At 36.0% G+C, this 16,875-nt stretch carries 11 protein-coding genes and 3 pseudogenes; 9 read left to right on the forward strand and 5 right to left on the reverse strand.

Annotation, left to right across the window (positions count from 1 at the left end; genetic code table 11):
- Positions 1 to 75 precede the first annotated feature (75 nt).
- The 4 genes and pseudogenes from AC3WVZ_RS27715 to AC3WVZ_RS27730 form a co-directional block, all read left to right on the forward strand.
- Positions 76 to 860: pseudogene (locus AC3WVZ_RS27715) on the forward strand (ABC transporter ATP-binding protein); the annotation flags it as partial.
- The gene (locus AC3WVZ_RS27720) at positions 856 to 1,575 is read left to right on the forward strand and encodes an ABC transporter permease (protein ID WP_002026630.1); all 720 of its coding nucleotides are present in this window, start codon (positions 856 to 858) and stop codon (positions 1,573 to 1,575) included. The pseudogene AC3WVZ_RS27715 and the gene AC3WVZ_RS27720, both read left to right, overlap by 5 nt.
- Positions 1,576 to 2,706, forward strand: coding sequence for a sensor histidine kinase (locus AC3WVZ_RS27725; RefSeq protein WP_000570607.1), 1,131 nt, complete (start codon positions 1,576 to 1,578; stop codon positions 2,704 to 2,706). It abuts the gene before it with no gap.
- Positions 2,703 to 3,305, forward strand: coding sequence for a response regulator transcription factor (locus tag AC3WVZ_RS27730; RefSeq protein ID WP_000619237.1), 603 nt, complete (start codon positions 2,703 to 2,705; stop codon positions 3,303 to 3,305). The genes AC3WVZ_RS27725 and AC3WVZ_RS27730 overlap by 4 nt, the downstream gene beginning before the upstream one ends.
- Before the next feature lie 39 nt (positions 3,306 to 3,344).
- On the opposite strand, the gene AC3WVZ_RS27735 is transcribed toward AC3WVZ_RS27730, so the two are convergent.
- The gene (locus AC3WVZ_RS27735; protein WP_001109512.1) at positions 3,345 to 5,096 is read right to left on the reverse strand and encodes a M4 family metallopeptidase; all 1,752 of its coding nucleotides are present in this window, start codon (positions 5,094 to 5,096) and stop codon (positions 3,345 to 3,347) included.
- A gap of 168 nt (positions 5,097 to 5,264) precedes the next feature.
- Here AC3WVZ_RS27735 and plcR (AC3WVZ_RS27740) point away from each other — a divergent pair.
- Positions 5,265 to 5,546 (forward strand): annotated as a pseudogene (plcR, locus tag AC3WVZ_RS27740) (transcriptional regulator PlcR); the annotation flags it as partial.
- 119 nt (positions 5,547 to 5,665) lie between these two features.
- Here plcR (AC3WVZ_RS27740) and tnpC read toward each other — a convergent pair.
- Complete coding sequence (gene tnpC, locus AC3WVZ_RS27745; RefSeq protein ID WP_233935200.1) at positions 5,666 to 7,069, reverse strand: IS66 family transposase; 1,404 nt, start codon at positions 7,067 to 7,069, stop codon at positions 5,666 to 5,668.
- 102 nt (positions 7,070 to 7,171) lie between these two features.
- Between tnpC and plcR (AC3WVZ_RS27750) the strand changes: the two are divergent.
- Positions 7,172 to 7,720 (forward strand): annotated as a pseudogene (gene plcR, locus AC3WVZ_RS27750) (transcriptional regulator PlcR); the annotation flags it as partial.
- A 120-nt stretch (positions 7,721 to 7,840) separates the two neighbouring features.
- On the forward strand, positions 7,841 to 7,987 hold the full coding sequence (locus AC3WVZ_RS27755) for a quorum-sensing peptide PapR (RefSeq protein ID WP_000734730.1): 147 nt from the start codon (positions 7,841 to 7,843) through the stop codon (positions 7,985 to 7,987).
- Between the two features lie 16 nt (positions 7,988 to 8,003).
- Here AC3WVZ_RS27755 and AC3WVZ_RS27760 read toward each other — a convergent pair whose 3' ends face one another.
- The 3 genes from AC3WVZ_RS27760 to cls all read right to left on the reverse strand — a co-directional run bounded on the left by AC3WVZ_RS27760 (position 8,004) and on the right by cls (position 12,985).
- Positions 8,004 to 10,682 carry a DUF4084 domain-containing protein gene (locus AC3WVZ_RS27760; protein WP_002184091.1) on the reverse strand — a complete coding sequence of 893 codons (2,679 nt, stop codon included), beginning with the start codon at positions 10,680 to 10,682 and terminating at the stop codon, positions 8,004 to 8,006.
- A gap of 123 nt (positions 10,683 to 10,805) precedes the next feature.
- Complete coding sequence (gene uvsE, locus AC3WVZ_RS27765; RefSeq protein ID WP_002184090.1) at positions 10,806 to 11,759, reverse strand: UV DNA damage repair endonuclease UvsE; 954 nt, start codon at positions 11,757 to 11,759, stop codon at positions 10,806 to 10,808.
- A gap of 32 nt (positions 11,760 to 11,791) precedes the next feature.
- Entirely contained in the window at positions 11,792 to 12,985 is a 1,194-nt protein-coding gene (gene cls, locus AC3WVZ_RS27770) for a cardiolipin synthase (protein WP_233935711.1), read from the reverse strand.
- 446 nt (positions 12,986 to 13,431) lie between these two features.
- Here cls and AC3WVZ_RS27775 point away from each other — a divergent pair, with 446 nt between their 5' ends.
- A complete protein-coding gene (locus AC3WVZ_RS27775) occupies positions 13,432 to 15,543 on the forward strand; it encodes a (Fe-S)-binding protein (protein WP_001086776.1) in 2,112 nt (703 codons plus the stop codon).
- Positions 15,544 to 15,552: 9 nt separating this feature from the next.
- Positions 15,553 to 16,836, forward strand: a complete 1,284-nt coding sequence (locus tag AC3WVZ_RS27780) for an acetyl-CoA C-acetyltransferase (RefSeq protein WP_002195957.1) — start codon at positions 15,553 to 15,555, stop codon at positions 16,834 to 16,836.
- The last annotated feature ends 39 nt before the right edge of the window (positions 16,837 to 16,875 follow it).

Below are 16,875 nucleotides of genomic sequence, written 5' to 3' on the forward strand. Positions count from 1 at the left end.
TCATGACGCATCATACTGTTTCCTAAGTTTTCCAAGTAATACAATGTAAATATAAGAAACAGCGGGGGTGGAGAGATGGAAAAGATTATTGAAGTAAATGGTGTTTCTAAAACATTTAAACATAAAAACGCAGTAAATAATGTTTCATTTCATGTAAATAAAGGGGAAATAGTAGCGTTACTTGGTCCGAATGGTGCGGGGAAAACAACGACGATGTCGATGATGCTTGGATTAAAGGACCCGACAGAAGGTAAGGTCTTTATATTTGGAAAGAGTCCAAAGCATAGAGATGTTCGTAATAGCCTCGGTGCGATGCTGCAAGAAGTAAGTGTCATTGATAGTATTACGGTGGAAGAGGCAATCGAGTTATTCCGTAGTTATTATACGAATCCTATAGCGAAAGAAACGTTACTGCAGTTATCAAATTTAGAACCAGAGCGAAAGCAAAGATGTGAGAAGTTATCAGGTGGGCAAAAAGAAGGTTGAATTTTGCGCTTGCACTTGCGGGAAATCCAGATTTGTTATTTTTAGATGAGCCGACAGTCGGAATGGATATTACGTCTCGAAGAATGTTTTGGGAAACGATTCGAAAGTTAGCAAGTGAAGGGAAAACAATTATTTTAACGACGCATTATTTAGAAGAAGCAGATGCTTTAGCAAATCGTATCTTATTATTTGCGAACGGAAAGATTATCGCAGATGGTACACCAGACGAAATGAAAGCGACGATTTCGCGAAAAACAATCACATTTTACTCGAAGGAAAGCATTCCTACAAAATTACTAAAGGAATTACCAAATGTAACAGAAGTAAAGTCAAGCGAAGGACGCTTCATTTTAACAACGGAGGATACGGATGCAATGCAAAATAGAAATTTTACGTACATTCCGCAATAAATTATTTATCTTTTTCTCATTATTAATGCCTGTTATGTTTTACTACATTTTCACAAATGTTGTTCAAGTACCACAAAACGGAGATGCGTGGAAAGCACATTATTTAATTTCGATGGCAACTTTCAGTATTGTAGGGACTGCACTCTTTAGTTTCGGTGTGAGACTTTCTCAGGAAAGAGGGCAAGGATGGACACATCTTCTAAAAATTACACCGCTTCCAGAGGGAGCATATTTAACAGCAAAAATTATCGCTCAAACAGTAGTAAATGCTTTTTCAATATTAGTTATTTTTATTGCAGGAATACTAATTAATCATGTTGAGTTAACGGTAGGGCAATGGATAGGTGCGGGATTATGGTTATTGTTAGGGGTAACACCATTTTTAGCGTTAGGAACAGTAATAGGTTCCATTAAGAAGGCGGACGCAGCTGCTGGCTTAGCAAATATTTTAAATATGAGTTTAGCTATAGTTGGCGGGTTATGGATGCCGATTGAAGTATTCCCCAAAATATTAAGAACGATTGGTGAATGGACACCGACATACCATTTCGGAAGTGGTGCGTGGGATATTGTAGCTGGAAAATCAATTGGATGGGAAAATATCGCGGTATTAGGAGGTTATTTCCTTATATTTGTTGTAGTATCAATATATATAAGAAAAAGACAGGAAGCGGTATAAATGATAGAGAAGAAGAGGATTGAGATTTTTCCGAAACATATGGGATTCTTCCCGTATATGTGGTTTGTTTATCTGTTATTTCCAATTTATCACTTAGCGCAGGCATCAGGATGGAAGCTTGTAATAGGAAGCGGTATGTTGATAATTTTTATCGTCACATACCGTCAGCTTTATTTTGTTCAGAGGACGTTTGTTTTTTGGGCGTGTATTCAAATGGTACTCATCTTTTTATTTGCTTTATTTTATAATCCTTTTATGATATTTTTTGGCTTTTTCACAGCAAGTGCGATGGGATTTGCGCCAAATAAGAAAGTATTTCGAGTGCTGTTATGTTCGTTAGTTATCATGCTTGGAGCATTTTTATTTGTAAATATGAATCAACTAACAACTACAAGTTTAGTAAATATCGTTCCAATGTTTATTTTAATGCTTCTTACGCCATTTGGTATGCGCAATTTTAATCAGAAAAAGATGTTAAGAAATCAATTGGATCAGGCGAACGAGCAAATTAAAGACTTAGTAAAACGTGAAGAACGGCAGCGGATTGCAAGAGATCTTCATGACACATTAGGGCATACGTTATCTCTTATTACTTTGAAAAGCCAGCTTGTAGAGAAGTTAATTGTGAAAAATCCAGAGCGTGCAAGTGCGGAAGCGAAGGAAATTACACAAACGTCTCGTACAGCCTTAAAACAGCTGAGAGAATTAATTTCTGATATGCGTATGATTACGGTAGAAGAAGAGCTAGAGCAAATAAAAGCGATCTTACAAGCAGCTAATATTGAATTAGAAGTGAGGCAAGAAGCAAGATCGAGCTCGTTATCACCAATTGAACAAAATATTGTCGGGATGTGTTTACGTGAGGCCGTTACAAATGTTGTAAAACATAGTAAGGCAACGCGGTGCGCAGTTTCTGTATTAGAATCACAAGGTGAACTGATTTTGAAAGTAGAAGATAACGGAATCGGTTTAACAGATCAAAATCATGATGGAAATGGTATTCGCGGCATGAAAGAACGAATTGCTCTTATTGATGGATTTGTTGAACTAGGTACAATCAATCCAGGGACGTTATTAACGGTAAAAGTTCCAGTTGTTATTAGAACAGGAAAAGATGAGGTGAGGGCATGATTCGAATTATTATTGCAGAAGACCAGCGGATGCTTCGTGGTGCATTAGGGGCCCTGCTTGATCTAGAAGATGATATCGAAGTAATTGGGCAAGCTGCGAACGGGGAAGAGGCGTTAGAATTAATTGAATCGTTAAAGCCAGATGTAAGTATTATGGATATTGAAATGCCGATTCAAAGTGGATTGGATGTCGCTGAGACTTTAAAGAAAGAAAAATCATCATGCAAAGTAATGATTTTAACAACATTTGCACGGCCGGGATATTTTGAAAGAGCAATGAAAGCTGGTGTGCACGGCTATTTATTAAAGGATAGCCCAAGTGAAGATTTAGCGGCAGCAATTCGTAATGTAATGAAGGGGAAACGAGAGGTCTCCCAAGATTTAATGTTTGGCTTATGGCAGGAGCAAAATCCGTTGTCAGATCGCGAAAAGGAAGTATTGTTGCTTGCGAAAGAAGGAAAGACGGCAAACGAAATTGCGAAGGCACTTTATCTTTCGCCGGGTACAGTACGTAATTATATTTCTGAAGTATTAGCGAAGCTTGATGCGAAAAATAGAATTGAGGCAATTACAATTGCGGAAGAAAAGGGTTGGATATAAAAAGAAGGTTACCTATGAGAGGTAACCTTCTTTTTATAATTATTGTACTTCTATTACTTGATTTACTTTTTGTAACGGTTTGTAACCGTGTGCTTCAAATGCCTTTGCAAATTCATTTGATACGGCAGTGCCATATAAATCTTTTGCAGCTTGTACGATATGAGATTGAAGTGATTCAAAGTCTTCAGCGGAAGTTGCATAATTTTGCAATGCACGCATAACAACTTTACTTACTTTTTCATTTCCTTGTTTTTGAACAGCAACACCGTTATATGTTTTACCTTCAGCTAATTGATATAATACGTGACTGATAATACCAGAATTCACGTGTGATTCTTGATTATTACCATCGTTATAGAAATCTTGTAAATTTGTATATAGTTTATGACCGCCGTCACCAATTTCCCTTGGGATATCACGAATTGTTAGGCCACCTAATGTATCGCCCATAATCCAGTTTCCTTTATCTTTCTTTACGTAATATTCGATTTGTGTACCCCAGAAATCCGCTAATCCCTCGTTTAGTGCAGATGTTTCAGCGCTTGGATATCTCACGACTTTATTTTTCGTCGTGCCACTGAATACAGCATGTCCAAATTCATGAGCTGTTACATCAAGAGCGGATGTTAGTTTTCCGTCTAAACCATCACCAAATACCATTTGGTTCCAAGCGGGATGCCAAAATGCATTTACATAGTCTTCTTTTACACCATCACTAACTTCAGTAGAATCAAAACCGTGTACACTAGCAACAACTTTTGAATCTTTATTGTCGTAACTTTTTAGATTATGTTCTTTCTTAAAGTAATCGTAAATATCACTCATGTTCTTCATAGCGCCCGCGGCTTCTTTATCTGCAAAATTAGGAGTACTACTTGAAATTAGTGTCCCTGGATAACCAGCTTGACTATATCCTCCAAGGGAATCGGCGTAGTTTGCATTATAAATATAAATACCATTTCCGCGTGATAAATCCGCTAAATAAAATTTTCCATCAGTTCCTTTGGCAATATTGAAAGAGATGTTTTCTTGAAGTGCATTTTTCCCAGTTCCTTGCTCACTTGCAGGGGATAATCTAGGTGATGTTACTTGATTTATAGTCTTATTCTCTTTGTTTTTAATGAACTTTTCTTGGAAAAGTACTTCTCCAGTTTTTAAATCAACGATAGCATTGCCGTTTATAATTTGTTCATTGTTTTCATAAGTAAATGTAATAACAGTTGCGAATGTATAATAGCCATCTTTTTTCTTATAAACAACGGTTTCGCTAGAGAATTCTGTCTCAACTGCATCGCTTGGAATTTGAACTATATCGCGTAATTTAGATTTTACTTCATTTTTCGACAAAAAATTTGTTATAGTAAGATTAGGTTGTTGATTTAAATTTTGAACAACTTTACCACTAACAGTTGTGATTACTCCATTTTTATCTACTTTTACAATGAGATCTTGGCCATATACTTTATAGTTTTTATATGTTTGTGCAAGGCGAACTTCGGTTTGATTTTCTTTGGTTTCTTTATTTGTAGGTTGGAAATCTACATTTTTTTCAGTAGTGACTTGTTCTTGTTGAGCTTTCGCCCCATTTACCTCACCTTTTAAATACTTTTTAGCAATATTTTCTTTCGTATCATTTTGAGGTTGTGTTAATTTCCCGATTGTTAAACCAGGCTGAGCAATTTCAACTTTGACTGCACTTTTGTCTAATTCTTGAGCATGAATAGCTTCTGTTGATAAAGGGCAAAGAAGACCGAATGTAACGAAAGCACTAGCAAGTTTTCTATAATTCATCTATAACACTCCTAATCTATTATTGTATGTGAGATGAATTGTATGAAAAATTTGCCGAATTTTATATATATTATGCATTATTTCATATCAAAAATTGTCGAATTCACATTATTGTAGTGGTATGACAACTCAAAAAATTAGATTGTTCTAATGGGATGGTGAGTAAGTATGCACGCAGAAAAATTAGGAAGTGAAATTAAGAAAATTAGGGTGATGAGAGGATTAACACAGAAACAGTTATCCGATAATATATGTCATCAATCGGAAGTGAGTAGAATTGAATCGGGTGCGGTATACCCAAGTATGGATATATTGCAAGGTATCGCAGCAAAATTACAAGTTCCTATTATTCATTTTTATGAGGTACTCATTTATTCCGATATTGAAAGAAAAAAACAGTTTAAAGATCAAATCATTATGCTTTGTAAGCAAAAAAGATATAAAGAAATTTAGTAACTACTCAGCTTCTTCAAATAAAAAAACAGGCCAAATACATGTTTCCGATTCGAAAACATGAAAAGAAAATACTCCAATCAGAGAAAGAATCTATGCCAAATAGAGAAATTCTCTTATGAAGTCGTGTTATTCCAAGGAACCGTTCTAGTTTCTATGACTTGGTTTATCGCTTGTAAGACCGATTGTTTTTGTTTTTTCATGGTACTCATAAAGCTTCGTATCTGACAAAAAGATTCTGCGCCTTTCTTACTTCGGAAAGTCCCAGACACTTTCTGTTTTACTTTCGTCATCCGAATATCCCGTTCTGCTTGATTGTTATCAAATGGAATGGCTGGATGTTCTAAAAACCCTAGAATTCTGTCAGAATACTTGACGAAGCGATTCCATAAATTTTGAGAAGGCGTCTGCTTTCCTTTCTTCTTTTGTTTCGTGGAAAGAATCTGTTGTTCTTTCAATATGGATTGATACATAATAAACAGATTCTTTTGCGTCGCTTTTGGCATGGTACCTTCGGATTGCTTTTTCATCGTCAACGCTTGCGTTAGAAATTTCTGCATCTGTTGTGCCCATTGTTCTCCAGTACTATCTATAATTCCTTGTAAATCTCGTAAGAGATGGGCATTACATAAAACGTGACGACAATCTGTATACGCATCATACGATTTCCAACCATCATGCATCGCAATTCCAGAAAAAGATGGCAAGATTTCTCCAGCATCCATTGCTTCTTTTCCACGTTTTTGATGAATATGTTGCAATGTCACCTCCGGTGTACTGGCAGTATGTAACCATTGTGTTTTGTTTTCTACACGCATACCAGTTTCATCAAAATGGACAACAGGAGACTGCAGAATCTTTTCCTTTACTTCTTTTATGAATGGCTGCAATTGAGAAGCGAAAGCCTGTGTATGATTTACCAGGGTTCCTTCGCTTATAGAATGTCCAAAACAATCCTGAAAGAATTCTTTTGTTCGCTTCAAAGAAATGCATTGATAATGCGTTAAATAGGGAATCAGTCTTTTTATATTTGGACCATATTGAACAGGACGAGATACTGTCGAAGGAAATTGGGCTTCTTGGATAGAATGGCAATGTGGGCATTCTTTCTGTTCTACTTTATGTTCTGTCACTTCGATCTGAATAGGTGGTAAGTCATACACTTGGCGAATGCGATACCCTTTTACAGGCTCGTGGTTCAAGGAAGTATGACAACAAGTACAATATGTAGGAGAATGTGTAATCGTATGATCTGGAGTCGCTGTCAAACCAAGAGTATGTCCCTTGTGGCCCAACTGGCCACCCGTTTGACGATGAGACGGTTTGCGCAAACTTTTTGTAACGGGCTTACCCAAACCATCTGTAGAAGGTGGCTTATGACTATTTTTGGAGTTTTTTTTTGAAGCATTTTCTAGTTCTTGTATACGTTTTTCTAACTTAGAAAATGTTTCTTCAAATAAAGAAATAACAGCTTCAGGTCCTTTTTTATATGTATCTAAAATAATTTTTCGATCGACCATAAGATTCACCTCCCCTGTTTGATATACTCAGTATTTACAAATGGGAGGCATATGAAACTAGTAAAATTTAAAAAAGACACCGAAAGGTGGCTGAGTAGTTACGAAATTTATAATAAAGTATGGAATGAGCTGAAAAAGGAAGAATATCATCCTGAATTCCAGCAATTTCTTCAATGGCAATATCATGTAGCAGCTTACATATTAAAGAAAATCGATTACGAATATTGTATTTTAGAATTAAAAAAATTGTTAAATCAACAGTTAGCTGGAATAGACGTATACCAAAATCTTTATATAGAAAATGCGATTGCAAATATTTATGCTGAAAATAGCTATTTTAAGAAGAGTATTGAGTTATTTGAAGATATATTAAAACAATTAGAGGTATTGCATGATAATGAAGAATTTGAAGTGAAGGTAAGATATAATCATGCGAAAGCATTATATTTAGATAATCAATATGAAGAGTCACTTTATCAAGTAAATAAAGCGATTGAAATATCATGCCGAATTAATAGTATGGCATTAATTGGACAGCTATATTATCAAAGAGGTGAATGCCTAGGGAAGTTGGAGTACGATGGGGCAGAGGTTGAAGATGCATATAAAAAGGCAAGCTTCTTTTTTGATATATTAGAAATGCATACATAGAAAGAAGCTCTCGTAAATAAAATCAGTAGATAAATATCCTAAAAAATGGGTATGCATAATTGCATATAATAGAGATAAATTTTCATGATATATTAAAATAAAAAATGTGGGTGATGGAATATGAAGAAATTACTTATTGGTAGTTTATTAACGTTAGCGATGGCATGGGGTATTTCATTAGGCGATACGGCATTAGAGAAAAGCCATATAATTTCTCATAACGATCAAGAGGTACAATTAGCTAAAGATTTACCTTTTGAATATTAAAAAACAACCGTCTTACTTAGGCGGTTGTTTTTTTATGGAGTAACATCCAAACGTCTTTACTAGAAACAGGTTTGCTAATAAAGAATCCTTGAATGTGATCACAATTTTGTTTATGTAAAAATTCCCATTCTTCTTCCGTTTCTACACCTTCTGCAATCACTTCTAAATTTAGTTGTTTTGATAGTGTAATAATGGAAGAGACAATTGCTTCTTCTAAAGGGCTAGTTGTAATTCCACAAATAAACTCTCGAGCGATTTTTAATGTGTTGATTGGATATTTTGTTAAATAAGCTAAAGAACTATAACCAGTTCCAAAGTCGTCGATTGAAATTTGAATACCGAGATTTTGAAGTTGTTCTAGTTTTGCAACTACAGATTGATTTTGATTAATTGCGATGCTTTCCGTAATTTCAATATCTAGTGCTTCTGGTTTCAGTTCTGTTTCTTCCAATACCTTTGAAATAGTTGGAATTAAATCTGCATGGTTAAATTGAACAACAGATAAATTTACACCAACTTTTAAATGAGAGAAACCTTGATTATGCCATCTTTTTGCCTCTAAACAAGCAGTACGTAAAATCCAATTGCCAAGTTCAATAATAAAACCAGTTTCCTCTGCTAGAGGGATAAATTGGGCAGGAGATACGATACCGAGTTTTGGATGCTTCCAACGTATTAATGCTTCAAAACCGATAATTTGTTTTGTTTTTGTGCTTACTTGTGGCTGGTATTCAAGGAAAAATTCATTTTGTTGTAATGCTTTTGAAAGTTCACCTTCTAAGAATTGAATTTCATTTTGAGCGATACTCATTTCTTTTGAGAAGAAAACAAATCTGTTTTTTCCATTTGCTTTCGCACGATACATAGCCATATCAGCATTTTTCATTAACTCATTTACATCAGTTCCATAATCAGGGTACATCGCAATTCCGATACTTGGTGTAATAGAAAGTTCTTCGCCTTGAATGAAGAATGGTTTGTTTAAAATAGTTAAAATCTGTTCAGCTATAAAAATTGCACTTTTTTCTGAGTACATTTCTGGTAATAGAATTGTAAACTCATCTCCACCTTGGCGAGCGACGATATCTTTTGAACGCAAGCAACCGCGTAATCTTTTTGCTACTTCAATTAATAATAAATCTCCAACGTCATGGCCAAGTCTATCGTTAATTTTTTTAAATCGATCTAAATCAAGGAATATGACGGCGACATCATTTGCGTTAGTTTGGGCTGTATTTAAAATGGCTTTTAAATCTTTTTCGAACTTTCGACGATTTGGTAATCCAGTAAGTGCATCGTGAAAGGCTAAATGTTCTACTTGTTTTTGTTTTTCATATAAGGTGGTAATATCACGTGCTATCCCAAACATTCCGACCACTTCTTTGTTTATAAAAGTAGGGATAAGTGTAATATGGAGATAATAATAATAGCCTTCTTGTTCTTTTGTACGAACTTCTAACGTTTGTGGCCTACCTTCCTTTGTAATTTGTAAAGCCTTCTTTAGTAGTTCGTGGTCTTTTGAATCAATGAAGTGTACCAGAGAATAGCTTGCCACTTCGCAATAATAGGCAGTAAATAAGCTTTCGCACGCCTTATTAGATTGTTGAAAAATGCCATTCATATTTAAAGAGAAAACGGCATCGGGATGGTCTTCGAATAAAGATTTATAACGTTGTTCACTTTTTGATAATGCAAATGCACCTTCTTCAACTTCGTCCTCTAGTTGTGTAGTCAACTGTTCATATGTATGAATTAGTGCTTGATTATCTTTCCACATGTAAAGTTGCCGCAAGAATAACAAAATAAGTGATAATACGAGACCGATTAACATGAATTTATCATCCCAAGGTTGAATGATAATAAAAGAAAAAGTAATAATTATACTAAAATAAGGTAGTATAAAACGTACATAATCGAATCGATAATATTTTGTTTTCGTTTCATGCTGCATTGGTTTATCTAAAATATATAGTATGGAAGAAAGTCCAATTAATAAAATAGAAGCAGTGTGTATTAAATAATTAATTTCAGCAGAAGTTTTCATCCCAAAATTCAATTGAAACAGATGAATATAACCGTATACGAGTATAATAGTGAAACCGATAATTAATGCAATTCTACTAGAAGAATATTGTTCTCTTCTATATAGGCTAATAACGGCGTAAATTACTAATGATTGTGCAATGAAATACCCAATTAAAATCCAAGTATCCTTTGTTAACATGCGGAAGCTTGAAAGGTCTAAGATAAAAGTTAAGGTGAAATAAATGTTCATAATAATAATAAAGATGCTATCGAATGAAAATTGAGAAAGCCCCTTAATAGAATAATTTTTTATAAACTTTATAGCAAATCCAACAAAGAGCAAAATATATTGTATGATAAAAAAAGGTAATGCTTTATATGAAAATATAGATTGATCATGTATAGAAAGTGAACTAAGAAATAGGGTTATCTCCATAACTAACCCACATAGGCAAGTACATAGTAATAAAATCCAAAATAGTTTATCGCTGCGTTTCATTCTCTTAATAGCTTTATATAAACAGTGACAAGAAAAAAGTGCAGCGAAACAGAATAAGAAAAGAATTCCAATCTCCTTTATATGCGATTCATTTGGAATAAAGAGTATCCAAAGAGCAAATATAGATATGTATATTATGACAAATTGTACATATTTTTTTTGATTAATCATATTATGACTCCGTTTCAATAAAGTTGAATCTCGAGGGAATGCTAATTTAAATAATAGCATATAAAATAGGATGTTTTTTACTATAAAAATTACTTTTTTGAAAAAATGGTGCAAAGTTACAATTTACCACTGTAACATTGCACCACCTATTCTTTTAATTCCTCTTATAGCAGAAAGTTCATCTATTAATTGGAATAGTGCTAAGTCTTTTTGTTTACTTTCAATCATAATATCGAAATTATGATTGTGTTTTTTTGCAATGTGTAAGAAAGGCTTAATAAACTCTAAATCGATATATTCAGCATGAGCCCTAAATTCTTTTTCCGATCTCGGGGAGGAAATGTGAACTTTAGGAGAGATATTTGTATGTGACCAAGTTTCAAAAATTGCAGGAAGCAACTCTTCTAGTGGTTCCTCGCAAAGATTGGCCATATGATGATGATAATCAAATACAAATGGAATATTTTCTTTTTGGCAAATTGATAAAGTTTCAGCGGTTGTATAGGTTTTATCATCATTTTCAAGAGTCATTTGTTTTTTTATATGTGTAGGAAGTTTTTTTATGTTTTCATGGAAGCGCTCAATTGCCTTTTCTTTATTTCCATAGGCTCCACCTACATGAATATTAATGTAAGAAGAATCTGCAATGCCTATAGCATCCAATATTTTATAATGATAAGTCATATCCGTAATAGCGTTAGTAGTAATATGTGGCTTGTCGCTTGTAAATAGCGTAAATTGATTTGGATGAAAACTTATTCGTAAATTGTGTTCTTTAATTAAAGCCCCTATTTTACGCCAAAGTGGTGTGAATACCCCAATATAGTCAAACTCGACTTCGGGATGTGTTGCAAGTGGGACGATGGAAGACGATAGGCGATATAGTGGGATTTCATGCGCTATATTGTAATGAAGGATACGTATTGTGTGCTCTAAATTTTGCCTTATAACATGGTACAGTTTGTCTTCTCGCTCTTGCTTGCTGAGTTTCTTAAAGCTTGTAAACGTCATTGTTTTGGCAGGAGAACAGTCCCAGAGTGCCATTGCATGTGAGACATATCCAAACCGTATAAGCATATGAGATACACCTCTTTTATTCATTGTCTTTCCTATAAAAAGAAAGCAAACATTGTTCCAATCCATTCCTTTCCTCTATCGATAAGAGAAGGCGGGTTTACATCGCTATAGGAAAGTACAGATGCATTCTCTAGATCTTCATGGAATTTCTTTTTTACTGTTTGAATGAAATGTTTATTATATAACAGGCAGTTTATTTCATGGTTAATATATAAACTTCTCATATCAAAGTTTGCTGTTCCGATATCGCAAATATCATCGTCTACTATAATAATTTTGGCGTGAAAAAAACCTTGTTGAAATGCATAAATATTGCAACCAGCCTGTATTAATTTTCGGCAGTACGGAAATTTGGCTTCTCGAACAAGAGGGTGATCAGCTTTTTCTGGAACAAGAATTGTGATTTGAACCCCTCTTTCTCTTGCTTTTAATAAGGCATTCATAATTTTTTTTCCAGGAATGAAATATGGTGTACCGATACAGATTTCTTTTTTTGCCGCGTTAATTAAATGTAAAAAAGTATGCTGTAAATAAGCCCCATCAGTCGGAATAAATTGATGCAGGATGGTACCTGGGTTTTGTTTTGGAAAATAAAGAGAAGCATCTAATACATTTTGTTTCGTATCATCAAACCAGTCATGCAAAAATTGCTTTTGTAAATCTTGAACCCCTTCTCCTGTAAGACGTAAATGGTAGTCTCGCCATAATCCTAAATATTCATTATGCCCTAGATACTCTTCACCGATATTAAATCCCCCGATATAGCCGGTTTTCCCATCAATCACTGTAATTTTCCTATGATTTCGTTGATTGGCAGAAAAGAAAGGCAGAGGAAATTTTACCTTATGACAAAATGAAAAAGATACACCATGTTTTTGCAGGGAGCGAATAGCTTCGTTTGATAAAGAATGGCTGCCAAATCGATCAAGTAAAAGTCGTACTTCAATTCCTTCCTGAGCCTTATCAATCAGCAATTTTAAAAATTCACGACTGATTTTATCGTTTTTTACAATGAAGAATAAAATATGAATGTGATGCTGTGCTTGTTTTATATCAGTAAATAAAGCGTCATACAAATCTTTCCCGTATGTATAAAGGTGAAAATCACTTTGACGTAAAGGGAAAGTGCGAGAGCTTACTCGTTTTAAATGAAGAAGTCTCCCGTATGAAAGGTCAATTGTAGTCCAAAGAGCAATGGATATTAACAAAAGAGATAAGTAGAGCATTAGTGAATTCCCTCCTTCGCATTCTTTTCACCTTCAGTGTGTTACAAATGATACGGGTAGCACGGCTGTTATTATAAATTTCTTTAGAGGATAGATCTTGTACTGGTTAAAGTTTCACTTTATCCCGTTTTAACGGGCAGTAAGCTTCCTATTTCAAAAATTGATGAATAAGCAGAAGCTAGTTTGGAAATCAACTGCCCGTAAAAGCCCGATTGGTTCAACTAATAATCAGCGGGGGATGAACCACCCCTGCTGATTAAAGTTTCACTTTATAGTTTCACCGAAATAAACAGCTTTATGAAAAAATGTGTTGTTCTATAACAAAAAACTGTTGACTGAATGCTCACTCATTATATAATGGGGATAGGGGATATAATTCAGAAAATTATATATTTTTGAAGATTCAAAAAAGAAAGAGGGCTTACAAAGAGAGGGGTAGCATAAAAATGAATAGCTTACTGATCATTAATTGGCTGGCTGCCATTGCTGTTATTGCTTATGCAGGATATTTGTTTGTATATCTTATACGGACGAGAATGGCCTACATACAATTAGGAAAAAAAATTGAATTTGACCGTCGTTTTAAAGAGCGTTGGGATCTCCTTAAGGTCAATGTTTTCGGTCAAAAAAAGCTGCTGAAAGATAAGAAAAGCGGCATCATTCACGTTATGTTCTTTTACGGATTTATTCTTGTCCAATTTGGAGCAATTGACTTCGTTTGGAAAGGACTCGCACCAGGATCACATCTTCCACTTGGACCACTATACCCTGCATTTACATTCTTCCAGGAAATTGTCACACTTGTTATTTTAATTGCAGTATTTTGGGCTTTTCATAGACGTTATGTAGAAAAGCTTGTTCGTTTAAAACGTAACTTCAAATCAGGTCTTGTTCTTATCTTTATCGGTGGCTTAATGATTTCTGTGCTACTTGGTAACGGTATGGGACTTATCTGGCATGGCGAGGAGCTTTCATGGAGTGAACCAATTGCTTCTGCAATCGCTTACGTTTTTAGCGGGATAAATGAAACCGTAGCCATTTCAGTGTTCTATTTTTCTTGGTGGGTGCATTTACTAATTTTGTTAACGTTTTTAGTGTATGTTCCACAATCAAAACATGCGCATTTAATTGCAGGACCAGCTAATGTATTCTTCGGTCGTCTTTCAAACCCAGGGAAGCTTGAAAAGATTGATTTTGAAGATGAAACGCAAGAAACATTTGGTGTTGGTAAAATTGAAGACTTTAGACAAAATCAACTTATTGACTTATACGCTTGTGTAGAGTGTGGCCGTTGTACAAATATGTGTCCGGCAACAGGAACAGGAAAAATGTTATCGCCGATGGACTTAATTTTAAAACTTCGCGATCATTTAACTGATAAAGGAGCTGCGGTAACATCAAAAGCACCGTGGGTTCCAGTAGTTGCCTTCAATAATACACAAGGAAATCAGTTAGCGATGATGGCAGCTGGAAAAGGACAACAAGAATCAGCGTCTACAACGCTCGCTTACGATCCGAGTTTAATCGGAGATGTTATTACAGAAGAAGAGATTTGGGCATGTACAACGTGTCGTAACTGTGAAGATCAATGCCCAGTTATGAATGAGCATGTTGACAAAATTATTGATTTACGTCGATATCTCGTTTTAACAGAAGGAAAAATGGACGCGGAAGCACAACGCGCGATGACAAATATCGAGCGTCAAGGGAATCCGTGGGGTCTGAACCGTAAAGAGCGTGAAACATGGCGCCAAGGTGATGACGAAGTAACAGTTCCAACTGTAAAAGAAAAATCAAAAGCTGGGGAGGAATTCGAGTATTTATTCTGGGTTGGTTCAATGGGATCATACGACAATCGTAGTCAGAAGATTGCGATATCGTTTGCGAAGTTAATGAACGAAGCAGGCATTTCATTCGCAATTCTCGGTAATAAAGAAAAGAATTCTGGAGATACACCACGCCGCCTCGGAAATGAATTTGTATTCCAAGAGATGGCGACAAAGAATATCGAAGAATTTGAAAAGGCAGGAGTGAAGAAAATCGTTACGATTGATCCTCATGCTTATAACACATTTAAAAATGAGTATCCGGACTTTGGCTTGCAAGCAGAAGTCTATCATCATACAGAATTGTTAGCTCAGTGGGTGAAAGAAGGGCGCTTAAAGCCTGTTCACGCTATTGAAGAAACAGTTACGTACCATGATTCCTGTTATTTAGGAAGATACAACGAAGTGTACGAAGCGCCACGTGACATTTTGAAAGCGATTCCTGGAGTGAATCTTGTAGAAATGGCACGTAACCGTGAAACTGGAATGTGCTGTGGCGCAGGTGGTGGCTTAATGTGGATGGAAGAAACAACAGGTTCTCGTATTAACGTTGCTCGTACAGAACAAGCATTAGCTGTACAGCCATCCATTATCGGTACAGGTTGTCCATATTGCTTAACGATGATCAGTGATGGAACGAAAGCGAAAGAGGTAGAAGAGAAAGTTCAAACTCTTGATGTGACAGAGATTTTAGAACGATCTGTTATCGGACAGAAAAAAGAAGCAATGTAGTTTGTAAGAATGTATACAACTTTAGAAGGAGGTGCAATGATTGCACCTCTTCTCAACGTAGGGATACCGAGCGAGCGCTCAGTGTTAAAAAATGAAATGGGGGAAAGAAACATGAGTAAAACAGTTATTTTAAGTGCTGCAAGAACACCAGTTGGAAAATTTGGAGGATCTTTAAAGGATGTAAAAGCGACGGAACTTGGAGGAATTGCAATTAAAGCAGCACTTGAAAGAGCAAATGTTGCGGCTAGTGATGTTGAAGAAGTTATATTTGGAACGGTTATTCAAGGTGGGCAGGGACAAATTCCATCGCGCCAAGCTGCGAGGGCTGCTGGAATCCCTTGGGAAGTGCAGACGGAAACAGTGAATAAAGTTTGTGCATCAGGGCTTCGTGCGGTTACGTTAGCGGATCAGATTATTCGTACTGGCGATCAATCACTGATTGTAGCTGGCGGTATGGAGTCGATGAGTAACAGTCCTTACATTTTACGTGGAGCAAGATGGGGATACAGAATGGGCAACAACGAAGTTATTGATTTAAACGTTGCTGACGGTTTAACATGCGCATTTTCAGGTACACACATGGGCGTTTATGGTGGAGAAGTTGCAAAGGAAGATGGAATTTCTCGTGAAGCACAAGATGAATGGGCATATCGTAGCCATCAGCGTGCGGTTTCAGCGCATAAAGAAGGGCGTTTTGAAGAGGAAATCGTGCCAGTAACGATTCCGCAAAGAAAAGGCGATCCTATTGTCGTTGCAAAGGATGAGGCGCCACGTGAAGATACAACGATTGAAAAGTTAGCAAAGTTAAAACCTGTATTTGATAAGACAGCGACGGTGACAGCTGGTAATGCGCCGGGACTAAACGATGGTGGTGCCGCACTTGTATTAATGAGCGAAGACAGAGCGAAGCAAGAAGGAAGAAAGCCATTAGCGACAATTTTGGCGCATACAGCAATTGCAGTGGAATCTAAAGATTTCCCAAGAACTCCAGGTTATGCAATTAACGCATTGCTTGAAAAAACAGGAAAGACAATTGAAGACATTGATTTATTCGAGATTAATGAAGCCTTTGCAGCGGTAGCAATTGCAAGTACAGAAATCGCAGGAATTGATCCGGAAAAATTGAATGTAAATGGCGGCGCGGTAGCGATGGGACATCCAATTGGAGCAAGCGGAGCGCGCATTATCGTTACACTAATCCATGCACTTAAGCAGCGCGGCGGCGGAATTGGAATTGCTTCGATTTGTAGCGGTGGCGGTCAAGGGGACGCAGTGATGATTGAAGTTCACTAATTAAAGTTCGAGGGTATAAAATTTATTAACAATTAAGGG

The organism is Bacillus sp. CPT56D-587-MTF, from assembly GCF_058792335.1.

Bases quoted from the DNA above. Each gene is read 5' to 3' on its own strand.
- AC3WVZ_RS27720 (WP_002026630.1), top strand. From the start codon at position 856: ATGCAATGCAAAATAGAAATTTTACGTACATTCCGCAATAAATTATTT.
- AC3WVZ_RS27725 (WP_000570607.1), top strand. From the start codon at position 1,576: ATGATAGAGAAGAAGAGGATTGAGATTTTTCCGAAACATATGGGATTC.
- AC3WVZ_RS27730 (WP_000619237.1), top strand. From the start codon at position 2,703: ATGATTCGAATTATTATTGCAGAAGACCAGCGGATGCTTCGTGGTGCA.
- AC3WVZ_RS27735 (WP_001109512.1), bottom strand. From the start codon at position 5,096: ATGAATTATAGAAAACTTGCTAGTGCTTTCGTTACATTCGGTCTTCTT.
- tnpC (WP_233935200.1), bottom strand. From the start codon at position 7,069: ATGGTCGATCGAAAAATTATTTTAGATACATATAAAAAAGGACCTGAA.
- AC3WVZ_RS27755 (WP_000734730.1), top strand. From the start codon at position 7,841: ATGAAGAAATTACTTATTGGTAGTTTATTAACGTTAGCGATGGCATGG.
- AC3WVZ_RS27760 (WP_002184091.1), bottom strand. From the start codon at position 10,682: ATGATTAATCAAAAAAAATATGTACAATTTGTCATAATATACATATCT.
- uvsE (WP_002184090.1), bottom strand. From the start codon at position 11,759: ATGCTTATACGGTTTGGATATGTCTCACATGCAATGGCACTCTGGGAC.
- cls (WP_233935711.1), bottom strand. From the start codon at position 12,985: ATGCTCTACTTATCTCTTTTGTTAATATCCATTGCTCTTTGGACTACA.
- AC3WVZ_RS27775 (WP_001086776.1), top strand. From the start codon at position 13,432: ATGAATAGCTTACTGATCATTAATTGGCTGGCTGCCATTGCTGTTATT.
- AC3WVZ_RS27780 (WP_002195957.1), top strand. From the start codon at position 15,553: ATGTATACAACTTTAGAAGGAGGTGCAATGATTGCACCTCTTCTCAAC.